Source organism: Vibrio sp. QJM3NY_35 (assembly GCF_057785915.1).
Window position 1 is genome coordinate 1,979,618 of record NZ_CM173507.1, and the last position, 13,600, is coordinate 1,993,217.

The following is a 13,600-nucleotide window of genomic DNA, read 5'->3' on the forward strand; positions in this document are numbered from 1 at the left end:
ACAGTAATCAAATTGATAAATCATTAACGAATACAGGGTATTAGTTGAGGTGAGCTATCCATCGTTAGTAAAGCGAGGTAAGTCCCAGCTTTGAGACATTACTCAAGATCAAGGTGATGAATTTTCGCTCAAAAGCCATGCTATAACTTGTATGTTACGTAGCTATCGGCACATTAGTTCACGGAAACGGCAAGACGATTTTCACAGCCCTAAACCTTTGATTTTAGTTCTCTTAAAAACAAAAGCCCATCAGGTTCAACCTGATGGGCTTCTGAATAAATAGGTGACACGTTCGGTTAGCTAACAAATACAACTAACCACTAGTGTCATTTTGTTAAGCGGCTCGCCGTCCAAACGTAAAGCAGCTCGAGAGCAATCGTCGCACCAGCTAATGCTGTAATCTCGCTTTGGTCATACGCTGGAGAAACTTCTACAACGTCCATACCAACCATATTGATGCCTTGCAGGCCTCGGATGATTTTCAAAACTTTATCTGAATTCAAACCGCCGCATACCGGAGTACCTGTACCTGGGGCAAAAGCAGGATCCAGACAATCGATATCAAACGTTAGGTAAACTGGCTTATCACCGACAATGCCTTTCACTTGAGCAATGATCTCGTCCACGCTCATGTCGTTCGCTTGCATCGCGTTAATAACGTTAAAGCCGTGGCCTTCCTGCTTGTACTCTGTACGAATACCAATTTGCACTGAATGTTCAGGCGAAATTAAACCTTCATTTGGCGCATGGTAGAACATAGTGCCGTGATCGTAACGACTGCCCTGACTGTAAGTGTCAGTGTGCGCGTCGAAGTGAATCAAAGCCATCTCACCGTACTTCTTGCCGTATGCTCTAAGTAAAGGCAGTGTAATGAAGTGATCGCCACCTAAACCTAACAGAGTTTTACCACTGCTTAGAATCGCATCAGCCGCCGCTTCCAAACGTTGAGTTAGGTCTTCTGCATCACCACAATCAAACACAAGGTCGCCAGCATCAATCACTGAAGTATGTTCAAATACATTGAAGTCCCAAGGGAATTTTTTGCCTTCCCACGCCAAGTTCACCGACGCACGACGAATCGCATCAGGCCCCATACGAGCCCCCGGTCGACCCGACGTAGCCATATCTAACGGCGCGCCCAGCACAACCACATCAGCATCATTGTCGATTGGATTTTGCACCAATGGACGACGCATAAACGTCATTGCATTGGAGTACAGCGAGTAATCTGGTTTAGTAAATAGATCGTTCATTAAAAATCCTCAAGATAGGTGTAACCCATCAAGCCTTGCTCTAACTCTTCAAGTACGCTTTGTTGCTCTTGATCTGGTACTTTCGCCGTGACCAAATCTTTGTAGTTCTGACGAATCAGATCCGTATCGATGTGAACATAACGCATCATGTCTTCAACCGTATCGCCTTCATTGATGTAGTCGATATTCGCTTGACCACTTTCATCAACATTCACCACGACACTGTGGGTATCACCAAATAGGTTATGCATATCACCCAAGATCTCTTGGTATGCGCCTACTAAGAAAAAGCCCATCAGGTATGGTTCATCTGGGTTCCATGCAGGAACTGGCAGAGTCGTTTCAATACCTTGACCGTCAACGTACTGATCAATCGTACCGTCAGAATCACAGGTGATATCCAATACAACAGCGCGTCGCTCGTCCGCATTATCCAAACCACTTAGAGGCAACACAGGGAATACCTGATCGATACCCCAAGCATCTGGCAACGATTGGAACAACGAGAAGTTAACAAAGAACTTGTCGGCTAAACGCTCGCTCAGCTCATCCAAAATAGGACGGTGGTAACGGTTCTTAGTGCTCATACGAGAGCTAAGTTCGTAGTTAATACGCAAAGACATCTGCTCTGCCCAAGCACGGTGCTGAAGATTCAGCATGCCTGTTGCAAACTGGTTGTGCGCTTCTGCGATATCACTCTGAGTGTCGTTATAGATCTCGATCAACGCTCGGTCATCGTTGCCTGCATCTAGTTCTAAGAAATTCTTCCACATGTTGTGTAGCAACATTGGTGCGTCAGCTTCTGGAGCCGCCATATCTTCCGGAAAATAGCTTTCTGTACCGATCACATTAGTCACAAGCACAGCGTGATGCGCAGTCAACGAACGACCAGATTCCGAAATAATCACAGGTTGTGGCTGATTGTAGAGCTTACAAATGTCCCCGACTGTCATCACAATGTTTCGAGCGTACTCAAGCAAGCCGTAGTTCATTGAGTTTGAAGACTGGCTGCGTGTGCCGTCGTAATCAACCGCCAAACCGCCACCCACATCGAGGTACTTCAATTGAGCCCCGATATCGCGCAGTTCACAATAGAAACGCGCCGCTTCACTCACGCCATTTCGCACATCACGAATATTGGCCATTTGTGAGCCAAGATGGAAATGCACTAACTCGAGAACATCGAGTTGGTCTTCTGCTTTTAAACGTTTAATAACGGTCAATACTTGTGATGCAGACAATCCAAACTTCGACTTTTCGCCACCACTTGCTTGCCATTTACCTGCACCTTGAGAAGCAAGACGAATACGCAAACCTAAACGAGGTTTCACCCCAAGCGCTTTCGCTTCAGAAAGAACAAGATCAAGTTCTGATAGCTTCTCTAGAACGATAAATACTTTATGACCTAGCTTTTCGCCAATCAGCGCAAGACGGATGTATTCTCTGTCTTTGTAACCATTACACACAATCACCGAGCTCGCTTTTTGAGCCAGCGCCAATACCGCTAATAGTTCAGGCTTGCTACCCGCTTCTAGGCCCAATTGCTTCTGCTCTAATTGAGCTTGGCTCGCTAAGATCTCATCAACCACTTCTTTCTGCTGGTTCACTTTAATCGGGTAAACAAGCAGGTAACGGTTGTCGTACTGATATTCGTCGATCGCTTGGTTAAATGCGTTACAGATATTGTGCACACGTTGATGCACTATTTGAGGAAAACGCACAAGAGCAGGCAAACCAATATTTCGCTGCTCTAACTGTTTTACGATCTGACTAAGCGGAACTTGATGATCGGTTTCGCTCGGTGAAACATACACCTCGCCGTTATCATCAATTCCATAAAAACCTTGGCTCCAGTGCTTTACATTATACTCAGCACGGATGCGTTCCAAATTAACCGAATTTTCCAATTCTAGAGACCTCACACTATAGGGCCATCGACAGAAGATACCTCTTTGGAATAGCGAGGTATAACCCAACAAAAAACGCTCAAAAACGATTTGTTGGCTGCATTAACCGATATTATTAAGAGTGAGTCCAACCATTGATATTTGTGGTTACGATTACATTTTTTTATCGACGATCCGACTTAAAGTGACAAGTAAGGAATTACAAGGTTTTAGGCTAGAAAACATGCTGAAATGCATCACAACTCAAGCACTTTCCCACAAAAATTTAGGTGCAAAAAATGCTAGTTATACATCAAGTTTTTCGAAAAATAAGTGAGGTTAAGTCAAGGTCATGACAAATATCAGCACTTCTCAGTCAGAGCTCCCATTATCACCAGCACTGCATATACCCTATGATTCTGTACCCATTAGTACCTCGTTTTTCCAACTAAAAACCGCTCGCTTCAACGTTGTGACCGCTCAAATATTGAGCTTTTTCCGTTCATCTCTTGTAAACGTCGAAATCTTCGCGTAGATTTAACTGACCAACCAATCGGTCAGCTTTCGAATTTAGGAGATACTATGAGCCATAATCTAGACTTTGAACCAAACCCGTCGAGCATTAACGACATGGATCAGATCTTCAACCGACAAAAAGATCACTACCGCAATAATGTTAATCCTACGCTTGAGCAGAGAAGAAAAAATCTCTCCACCTTAAAAGCATTACTAATACGCAACCAAGAGCAATTGATTAACGCAGTGTCTGAAGATTATGGCCATCGAGCAAAACACGATAGCTTGATCGCTGATATTACCCCTTCTCTTCACCAAATTAATTACAGTGATAAGAATCTTAAGAAATGGTTAAAGCCATCGCGCCGTAAAGCAGGTTTGATGCTAACACCGGCTAAGATAACTGTGCATTATCAACCTGTTGGCGTTATCGGCATCATTGTGCCTTGGAACTTTCCTGTCATGCTCTCTTTAGGGCCTCTGATCACGGCGTTAGCGGCGGGTAACACTGCGATGCTCAAGATGTCTGAGTTTACTCCTGCGACCAACCGTGTTTTAAAAGCCATGCTGGCTGAAGGCTTTAATGAAGATCAGGTCGCAATTATCGAAGGCGAAGCTGACGTTTCTGCTAAATTTAGCCAACTGCCGTTTGACCATATCCTTTTCACAGGCTCAACCGCTGTGGGTAAACACGTTATGAGAGCAGCGGCTAACAACTTAACACCGGTTACCCTGGAGTTAGGCGGCAAATCTCCAACCATCATTGCCCCTGATTTTGATGTAGCTGACGCTGTTGAACGTATCCTGTTTGCAAAAAGCTTAAACGCTGGCCAGATATGTGTAGCGCCTGATTACATCTTATTGCCGCGAGAAAAATCGGACGAGTTCATCACAGCCTATAAGCGTTATTTCAAGAAGCTTTATAAAGCCGGTATTGAGAGCAAAGACTTAACCTCAGTGATCAACATGCGCCAATACAATCGCTTGAAAGGTGTCATCGAAGACGCACAAGCCAAAGGCGCGGTTATTCACACGGTAACCGAGCAAGCACAAGACGACGTGAACCACAGAATGACGCCGCACCTTCTCACCGAAGTGAATGACGACATGGTGGCAATGCAAGAAGAGTTGTTTGGCCCTGTGCTTCCTATCGTGCCTTATGATTCGATTGAAGAAGCAATAAGCTACATCACAACCAGAGAACGCCCACTGGCTCTGTACCTGATGAGCCATGATAAACAGACCCAAGACCAGTTTTTATCGAATACGCATTCTGGCGGTGTTTGTATTAACGACTCGCTAGTGCATGTGGCAGCAGAAGACGCGCCGTTCGGTGGCATTGGCCCTTCAGGCATGGGACACTATCACGGCATTGAAGGCTTCAAGACCTTTAGCCATGCCAAAACCGTTCTAAGCAGAGGAAAAATCAACTTCACCAAGTTAATGCATCCTCCTTACAACAACCCAATCAAGAAACTGATGTTCAAAGTACTCAATAGATGATCACCAAAAGACAAAAAATCCTAGATGCTGCACTCTTGCTATTCTCTCAACAGGGGCTAGAGGGCACATCTACTGGACAAATAGCGAAAACAGCTGGTGTAGCGAAAGCGACGCTGTTCCACCACTTCGAAAACAAATCTCTATTGATTGATGAACTGTTTCGCGAGCTGAAGTTAGAGCTATTCTCGACCCTTCAACCGCACACTGATGTGGCAGTAGAAGATCGCTACCAAGCCTTTAAGTTCATGTGGATTACAGGGCTTGAATGGGCGTTAGAAAATCCAGTTGCGATGAAGTTCTTCACCAATGTTCATTTCGACCCGACGACTCAAACTCGAGAAATGATTGTTTCACAGATGTTCGCATCGTTAGACGAGATCATTTTGAAAGGGCAAGAGGATGGTGAATTAATGGTGTTAGACATTAACCTTGTGAGGCACTTCATCCATAGCCACTTTCTGATTTGTGCAAACTGGCTGATTGAACAAAGCGAGTCTCCACCAGAGCAAACATCGAAGTACATCAACGATAGCTTTGATATGTGTTGGCGCGCCGTTGGTGGGCAAAACAAGTAGCTTTAGCTTTAAGCCCAAGGCTCTAAGCTCTAAGCTCTAAGCTCTAAACCCAAAGATATAAGTTCTAGACTCAACTTACCTCCAATAATGATCACTAAAGCGCCACACAGGCGCTTTAATTATTTGAACACAATTTAATCACCTCAACATATTGACTCAGAGTACTTTCTTTCAGTACCATCCCACCATCATTTCAAAAGAGAATAACGCCATAATGAAGTACTAACATCCTGACATCCGATTTATTTTTATAAAAATCATTTGGACACTCGGGGTTAGTGGGCGTTACTTCGTCATCTATTTTCGCGACAAATCAAGCTCTTAAAGATCCGTTTTTTGACAAGCTACATCTTTAAGATCAGTACGTTAAAGACAGAAATCAGATCAGCACTCTATTTCCTATCTTTGATTGGTACGCTACCTAAGTAACGTCTTTGGCGATCATACATAGAATTCTATGTAGGGTTCTATATAGAAAAAGCGCCTCACCCCTTTTACTCGTTTACACGTAAAGGGAGGTATTTTTATGCCTACTATATTAGCCAACAATCTCTCATTCCAGCTCGATACTGGTGAGTGGTTATTCAAAGACATCACCTTTAATTTGAGCACTCGCCTCACCGGCCTAGTCGGAAGGAATGGGGCTGGAAAGTCACTACTTCTTTCGTTACTGATCGGGCAAAAACAGCCCACAACAGGCAGTATTTCGCGCCAAGGTTCGATCGGCTTTTACTCTCAGTTGCCATCAACGCTACTGGATTCCGCCACCACCATCGCTGACTTCTTAGGGCTCACCGAAAAGTTAGATGCATTAAAAGCGATAGAGCAAGGCAGCTGCGAGCATCAACATTTTGACATCGTTGGTGACGATTGGGATTTGCAAGACAACATTCAGAGGCTATTGGCCAATCTGAAAATAACCAGCGAGTTGACCACGCCATGCAACACACTAAGCGGTGGGCAGCTTGCCCTTTTACAGCTTCATCAACTGTTTACGTCAGACCACAACATACTGATCCTCGATGAGCCTTCGAACCATTTGGATAACGATGGACGCAATTGGGTACTCGAACAGTGCCAGTTGTTTGAAGGCAAAGTGCTTGTCGTCAGCCATGATCGAAGCTTATTGAGACAAATGGACGGGATCTACCATCTCAATAGCTTGGGTGTACGTTTCTATAAAGGAAATTATGATGATTACTTCAAACAAGTGTCTAGCCAAAGCGAAGCGCTCAACAAACAGATCGCGCATCATCAGTCCGAAAAGAAACGACTCGAGCGTCAAGCTCAAGCCAACAAGGAAAAGGCGCAACAGCGAGAATCTCAGGGAAACCGACTCAGAAAGTCAGGTAGCCAACCCAAGATCTTATTGGATGCGATGAAAGATAAAGCAGGACAAAGCCAAGCCGCGTCTGCGACAAGCCAAAGGAATCTCATTGACCAAAACCAACATAAACTTCAGTCGCTTAAAGAACTGAAGGAACGGCTGAAACCAAAAGCTTTGTATCTACAGCAAAGTAATAGCAGTAAAAAGAGCTCTTTGTTAACCGTTGAAAACTGCCGCCTTATTTACGGCTCAGGTGCGCCAATCAGTTTCTCTTTATCACAAGGGGAACGGTGTTATCTAACCGGTGCTAATGGGTGTGGAAAGTCGACACTGTTAAAAGCCATTCATGGCCAACACTCGAACTATATCGGATCCATTAAGCACTTAGGGGCGACCGTATACTTGGATCAACACTTTGGCCTGTTAGACACCAACGACACCATGTTCGATAGTTTGATGACACACAGCTTTGGGTTAACAGAAAGTGACGCCCGAACCTTGCTCGCTGGAATAGGGTTCAGGCGAGATTCCGTATACCGAAAAGTGGCACATTTAAGTGGTGGTGAAAAAATGAAACTGGCGATATTGATCGTTAGCCACAAGCAAGACACCCCACTTCTATTACTCGATGAACCGGACAACCACCTAGACATCGACTCAAAGCAAATATTGGCGTCCGCTTTGCGTGAATACCAAGGCGCATTTATCTTGGTGAGTCATGACAGCGACTTTGTTGAGGAGGTCGGCGTCAGCCAAAATCATATACGACTTTAACCTTCGTAAATTCGTTCACTTAGTTTAGTTAAGCGAGTATTCTTCCGGATACTCGCCTTTCTTGATTGAGACAAGTAAACTACGCGCCTCGAACATCTATTCATAAGGCTAAGGTTTGCATACTCTAGAACAATTAAAATCAGGGCAACTAAACGGTATTAAGCGCTTAAAACTGTCGGAAAGTCTCACCGAGTTTCCTCTAGAAATCATAGAGCTTGCAGATTCTCTTGAGATCCTAGACCTTTCAGGCAATCAGCTGTCAGATCTACCAACCGAGTTATCACAGCTTACCAATCTGCGTATTATCTTTGCGTCGAATAACCTGTTTACGCACCTGCCTGATGTTCTAGGGTCACTTCCTAAACTCGAAATGGTTGGCTTCAAAACCAACCAAATCAAAACCGTTAGCGAGCAGTCTCTGCCTACTCAACTACGTTGGTTAATCCTGACCGACAATGAGATTGAGATTCTGCCAAGCTCACTAGGTGAAAGACCACGACTACAGAAACTGGCATTGGCGGGTAACAAGATTCGCGTGTTACCAGAAAGCATGGAAAGCCTATCCAACCTCGAACTGGTCCGCCTGTCTGCAAACCAGTTGACTGAATTCCCTGAGTTCCTTATTAAGCTACCAAAGCTGGCTTGGCTAGCATTTGCGGGTAACCCGTTTTGCAAACACCCGAGCAGCTTAGATAGCGTGCCTGCTGTAAGCTCGCAATGCTACTCACTGAATCAAGTACTTGGTCAGGGGGCATCTGGCGTAATTTCACATGCTAACTGGTTGAACGGCGATTTTGATTTCCCACAGGAAGTCGCTGTAAAAGTATTTAAAGGTGAAGTAACAAGCGACGGCTACCCACACGATGAGCTCGAAGCTTGTTTGCAGGCTGGTCATCATCGCAACCTAGTGAAGTCGATAGCTCAAGTCGATGAACCAGACTATCTCGCATTAGTGATGGAGCTTATCCCAAGCAACTATTACAACCTAGGCTTACCCCCTACTCTTGAAAGCTGTACTCGCGATACGTTCAATGAAGGCTTTGAGCTTTCAATTACTCAGATTAATAGCATTACCGAACAGATGGTTGATGTGTTTGAACACCTTCATGCCAACAAAGTCTGTCATGGTGATCTATACGCTCACAACACTTTAGTGAACGAAAAAGGTCAGATGATCTTTGGCGACTTTGGAGCGGCAACTATCTACGGCTACCTAACTGAAGAGCAGCAACAAGGCATTCGTCGTATCGAAGCTCGCGCATTAAAGTACTTTATTGAAGACCTACTGACGATTTGTGCAAAGCAAGATCAAGACAGCGAGCTTTATAGTCAACTAGCGAACTTCAAAGCTTAATGGCTTAACTGAATAGCTTAATAGCGCGTTGATTAGAAGTACTCGGTCGAATTGAAAACAACAAAGCCAACATCACTGTTGGCTTTCTTATTCTTAGTGCATCACTCACTTTATTGGACAAGCAAGGTCGGCTAAAAGGGATTAACGCTTAGCTTGCACCAATTTCAGATACGAATGCAGCTCACCATTTTTATATTCCACCGCAGAGTGAATATTAAGGTCAGAACGAGCCACAACAGCAAACTGGTATCGATTCTCACCCTTTAAAATCTCGACGTGTACCAAACCATCTTTTAGCTGCCACTGCCCTACCGTTTTAAAGCGGTCAAACAAACGGTACTCAGTTAGAGTGCCATCCGCTTTAAAATGCACTTCAGTAATATAGCCACCCGGGCAGCTTTTTACCCAAACACGGTTTTCAATATCACTGATAACAAAGTCGCGCTTGGTTGCACGCCAAACTAAAAACGCTTCGCTGTCGTAAAGATCGATGTCGAGACCGGTACGAGGAATTAACGGCGGGTCAGTTTGCTCACGACAATAAAGTTGAAGCAAGATTTGCAGCTTAGTGTCGCTCGATAACTCAGTCATAATTCCTCCTATCCATCCTAGAACTGCACCAAACGTGCGTTGTTAGCAATCAAACTAGCTCGTAAGAAACAACGTAAAGCTGAGAAATACCCGGATAGATATCTTGAATCACGTCTTTCAGTACTTGCAGCGTCATATTCTCTTGTTGTGCATGGAACTCGCCTAAGTCATCAAACAGGATTGGTTCTACGCTGATGATTTTAAGATTACAGAATACACGCCCCTCTTCTAACGTTGATACTTCTACAACGCTACCAGGTTGGTAATTGCGCTCAGATTCATCGCGAATGGTAATGGTTTTTTTGCCAGAAAGGATGTCAGATTCAAAACGTCCAAAGAACGTCATAGTCGTTGGTGCGGTCATTTATATTGGTCGCTTAACATTAAAGGTTAGGTAGATGTTTATATACCAGAATGACTGTTCAAGCGAATAAAAATTAGATGCGGAAGTTCATCTCGTCATTCCCTAGACTGACGGAGGAAGGAGTTGGGAATCTCTAAAAGAGACAAATTACAGGCAATAAAAAAGGAGAACCGAAGTTCTCCTTTTCTTAAACCTTTAAGCTAACTCTAAATTATAGAGATGCTTTCGCTTTTTCAACTAGAACAGCAAATGCTGCTTTGTCGAATACTGCGATGTCAGCAAGAATCTTACGGTCGATCTCGATAGATGCTTTCTTAAGGCCATTGATGAAACGGCTGTAAGATAGACCATTTTGACGAGATGCCGCGTTGATACGTGCAATCCAAAGTTGACGGAATTGACGTTTCTTGTTGCGACGGTCACGGTAAGCGTATTGACCAGCTTTGGTAACTGCTTGGAAAGCTACGCGGTAAACACGTGAACGTGCTCCGTAGTAACCTTTAGCTTGTTTTAGAACTTTCTTATGACGTGCACGAGCTTGTACACCACGTTTTACGCGAGGCATTATGCTTCTCCTAAACTAAACGAATTTATAAACTAAAAAGAATTAAGCGTATGGCATCATACGTAGAACTTGAGCAACTTCACATTTAGGAAGGATCGAGTTCGGACGTAGCTGACGCTTGTTCTTAGTAGTACGCTTAGTCAGGATGTGACGTTTACCAGCGTGCTTAAACTTAATACCACCAGCAGTTTTCTGGAAACGCTTAGCAGCACCTTTGTTGGTTTTCATCTTAGGCATGATGAATAACTCCGCATTGTTGAGTTGTTAATAACATAGTAATTAGGGCGAATAAAACCCCGCAACCTGAGGCTGCAGGGTTCAATTACTTGCAAAGCCGTTAATTACTTCTTTTTAGGGGCCAACACCATGATCATCTGGCGACCTTCAATTCTCGTTGGGAAAGATTCGACTACTGCAAATTCTTCAGTATCCGCTTTCAAACGATTAAGAACGTCAACACCGATTTCTTGGTGAGCCATTTCGCGGCCACGGAAGCGAATTGTTACCTTCACTTTGTTGCCGTCTTCTAGGAAACCAGTCAGGTTGCGTAGTTTTACCTGATAGTCTCCAATATCAGTTCCAGGTCGGAATTTAATTTCCTTGATCTGAACCTGCTTTTGCTTCTTCTTCTGCTCTTTCGCAGCTTTGCTCTTCTCGAAGAGGAACTTACCGTAGTCCATCACACGACAAACTGGCGGCTCGGCGTTAGGGCTGATCTCTACAAGATCCATACCAGCTTCATTTGCAGCTTCCATCGCTTCAGCGATTGATACTACACCAACAGCTTCGCCGTCTGCGCCAGTTAGACGCACTTCACGAACGCCACGAATGTCACCGTTTAAACGGTGCTGGTTTTGTTTGGCCGGTTGTTGGCCACGTCTTCCGCCTTTAATAGCTATTCCTCCAGATTGAGCTTACGGCTTGAAACCTCGGCTTGGATGTATGAAATAAAGTCATCCACTTTAAATTTGCCAAGGTCCTTACCTTTACGTGTACGTACTGCAATTTCGCCGGCTTCCATTTCTTGGTCACCACACACAAGCATGAACGGTACACGTTTCAAAGTATGTTCGCGGATTTTAAAGCCAATCTTCTCATTTCTCAAGTCTGCTTTGACTCTAAATCCACTTTTTTGCAGTTTTTTCGTAATTTCTTGTACATATTCAGACTGTTTGTCTGTAATGCCCATTACAACTGCTTGTTCTGGCGCCAACCACGTTGGGAAGAAGCCAGCGTATTCTTCAATAAGAATACCGATGAAGCGTTCTAGTGAACCTAAAATCGCGCGGTGGATCATAACTGGCGTGTGACGCTCGTTATCTTCACCTACGTAAGTAGCACCTAAACGTTCTGGTAATGCAAAATCGAGCTGCACTGTACCACATTGCCAAGCGCGGTCCAAACAATCATGCAAAGTAAATTCAATCTTAGGTCCGTAGAACGCACCCTCGCCTTCTTGAATCTCGTATGCAATGTCCATTGCCTCTAGCGCTTGCTTAAGGTCAGCCTCTGCACGGTCCCACATTTCGTCTGAACCTACACGCTGTTCTGGACGAGTAGATAGCTTAACAACAATGCTTTCGAAGCCGAAAGTTGTGTAAGTATCGTAAACCATTTCAATACAAGCTTTAACTTCTTGTTGAACTTGGTCTTCAGTACAGAATACGTGTGCATCATCTTGAGTAAAACCACGAACACGCATAATGCCGTGAAGTGCGCCAGACGGCTCGTTACGGTGACATGAGCCGAACTCAGCCATACGTAGCGGTAGATCACGGTAAGATTTCAGGCCTTGGTTGAAGATTTGAACGTGACCAGGACAGTTCATTGGCTTGATAGCGTATTCACGGTTCTCAGAAGAGGTTGTGAACATTGCTTCAGCATACTTATCCCAGTGACCAGAGCGTTCCCAAAGAACACGGTCCATCATTAATGGGCCTTTAACTTCTTGGTAATCGTACTCTGTCAGCTTCTGACGAATAAATACTTCTAGCTCACGGAAGATAGTCCAACCGTTGTGGTGCCAGAACACCATACCTGGTGCTTCTTGCTGCATGTGGAATAGGTCAAGCGCTTTACCGATTTTACGGTGGTCACGTTTAGCCGCTTCTTCTAAGCGCACAAGGTGAGCTTTAAGCGCCTTCTTGTCGTGGAATGCAGTGCCGTAGATACGCTGAAGCATCTTGTTGTCACTGTTACCACGCCAGTAAGCACCCGCTACGTTAAGTAGAGTGAAGTGCTGGCAGAAGCTCATGTTAGGTACGTGTGGACCACGACACATATCGATGTATTCTTCGTGATGGTACAGGCCTGGACGATCGTCTTTAGAAACGTTCTCATCCAAGATTTCAATCTTGTAAGTCTCGCCGCGAGCTTCGAATGCGTCGCGCGCTTCCTGCCAGCTAACTTTCTTCTTAACAACCTGGTACTTGGTCTTCGCTAACTCTTTCATGCGCTTTTCAATCTTTTCTAGATCTTCTTGCGTTAGAGAGTGCTCAAGGTCGATATCGTAGTAGAAACCGTTATCGATAGTAGGACCGATCGCCATTTTCGCTTCTGGAAAAAGCTGCTTAACCGCGTGGCCTAAAAGGTGAGCACAAGAGTGACGAACGATCTCAAGGCCATCAACTTCATCTTTAGCTGTGATGATTTCTAGGCTTGCATCGTTTTCGATAAGATCACAAGCATCAACACGCTCGCCGTCTACACGACCAGCAATGGTTGCTTTCGCAAGACCAGGACCGATTGATAGGGCAACATCTAGAGTTGATACAGGGTTGTCAAATTGACGCTGACTACCGTCAGGAAGAGTAATAATTGGCATTATTTGTCCTTTACAGTGGTGTTGCACACCAAGCAACACATGAAAATGTTTAATATATGTCTTTCAAT

Annotated in this window: 12 protein-coding genes; 4 read left to right on the top strand and 8 right to left on the bottom strand. The window is 44.5% G+C overall.

What is annotated here, in order from left to right; all coding sequences use genetic code 11:
* Window positions 1-326: 326 nt before the first annotated feature.
* Window positions 327-1,253, bottom strand: coding sequence for an agmatinase (gene speB / locus AC3CH3_RS08935; RefSeq protein WP_010438310.1), 927 nt, complete (start codon window positions 1,251-1,253; stop codon window positions 327-329).
* Entirely contained in the window at window positions 1,253-3,142 is a 1,890-nt protein-coding gene (gene speA / locus AC3CH3_RS08940) for an arginine decarboxylase (RefSeq protein WP_016789240.1), read from the bottom strand. The genes speB and speA overlap by 1 nt, the downstream gene beginning before the upstream one ends.
* Before the next feature lie 579 nt (window positions 3,143-3,721).
* On the opposite strand from speA, the gene AC3CH3_RS08945 reads away from it, so the two are divergent.
* The 4 genes from AC3CH3_RS08945 to AC3CH3_RS08960 all read left to right on the top strand — a co-directional run bounded on the left by AC3CH3_RS08945 (window position 3,722) and on the right by AC3CH3_RS08960 (window position 9,188).
* Window positions 3,722-5,158, top strand: a complete 1,437-nt coding sequence (locus tag AC3CH3_RS08945) for a coniferyl aldehyde dehydrogenase (RefSeq protein ID WP_488536998.1) — start codon at window positions 3,722-3,724, stop codon at window positions 5,156-5,158.
* Complete coding sequence (locus AC3CH3_RS08950; protein ID WP_488536999.1) at window positions 5,155-5,733, top strand: TetR/AcrR family transcriptional regulator; 579 nt, start codon at window positions 5,155-5,157, stop codon at window positions 5,731-5,733. Before AC3CH3_RS08945 ends, AC3CH3_RS08950 begins: the two co-directional genes overlap by 4 nt.
* Before the next feature lie 526 nt (window positions 5,734-6,259).
* On the top strand, window positions 6,260-7,834 hold the full coding sequence (locus AC3CH3_RS08955) for an ATP-binding cassette domain-containing protein (protein ID WP_488537000.1): 1,575 nt from the start codon (window positions 6,260-6,262) through the stop codon (window positions 7,832-7,834).
* Between the two features lie 115 nt (window positions 7,835-7,949).
* Window positions 7,950-9,188 (top strand): leucine-rich repeat-containing protein kinase family protein, encoded by a 1,239-nt coding sequence (locus AC3CH3_RS08960; RefSeq protein ID WP_488537001.1) that lies wholly within the window; start codon window positions 7,950-7,952, stop codon window positions 9,186-9,188.
* 141 nt (window positions 9,189-9,329) lie between these two features.
* Here the strand turns inward: AC3CH3_RS08960 and AC3CH3_RS08965 are convergent, their stop codons facing one another.
* From AC3CH3_RS08965 to thrS, 6 genes are all read right to left on the bottom strand, one after another.
* Window positions 9,330-9,779 carry a hypothetical protein gene (locus tag AC3CH3_RS08965; protein WP_488537002.1) on the bottom strand — a complete coding sequence of 150 codons (450 nt, stop codon included), beginning with the start codon at window positions 9,777-9,779 and terminating at the stop codon, window positions 9,330-9,332.
* 49 nt (window positions 9,780-9,828) lie between these two features.
* The gene (gene yqfB, locus AC3CH3_RS08970; RefSeq protein WP_488537003.1) at window positions 9,829-10,143 is read right to left on the bottom strand and encodes a N(4)-acetylcytidine aminohydrolase; all 315 of its coding nucleotides are present in this window, start codon (window positions 10,141-10,143) and stop codon (window positions 9,829-9,831) included.
* Between the two features lie 211 nt (window positions 10,144-10,354).
* The gene (gene rplT, locus AC3CH3_RS08975; protein WP_004733517.1) at window positions 10,355-10,708 is read right to left on the bottom strand and encodes a 50S ribosomal protein L20; all 354 of its coding nucleotides are present in this window, start codon (window positions 10,706-10,708) and stop codon (window positions 10,355-10,357) included.
* A gap of 42 nt (window positions 10,709-10,750) precedes the next feature.
* Window positions 10,751-10,945 carry a 50S ribosomal protein L35 gene (gene rpmI, locus AC3CH3_RS08980; protein WP_004738430.1) on the bottom strand — a complete coding sequence of 65 codons (195 nt, stop codon included), beginning with the start codon at window positions 10,943-10,945 and terminating at the stop codon, window positions 10,751-10,753.
* A 104-nt stretch (window positions 10,946-11,049) separates the two neighbouring features.
* Entirely contained in the window at window positions 11,050-11,520 is a 471-nt protein-coding gene (gene infC, locus AC3CH3_RS08985; RefSeq protein WP_017063602.1) for a translation initiation factor IF-3, read from the bottom strand.
* Window positions 11,521-11,603: 83 nt separating this feature from the next.
* Entirely contained in the window at window positions 11,604-13,532 is a 1,929-nt protein-coding gene (thrS, locus tag AC3CH3_RS08990; RefSeq protein ID WP_016768282.1) for a threonine--tRNA ligase, read from the bottom strand.
* Between the last annotated feature and the right edge of the window lie 68 nt (window positions 13,533-13,600).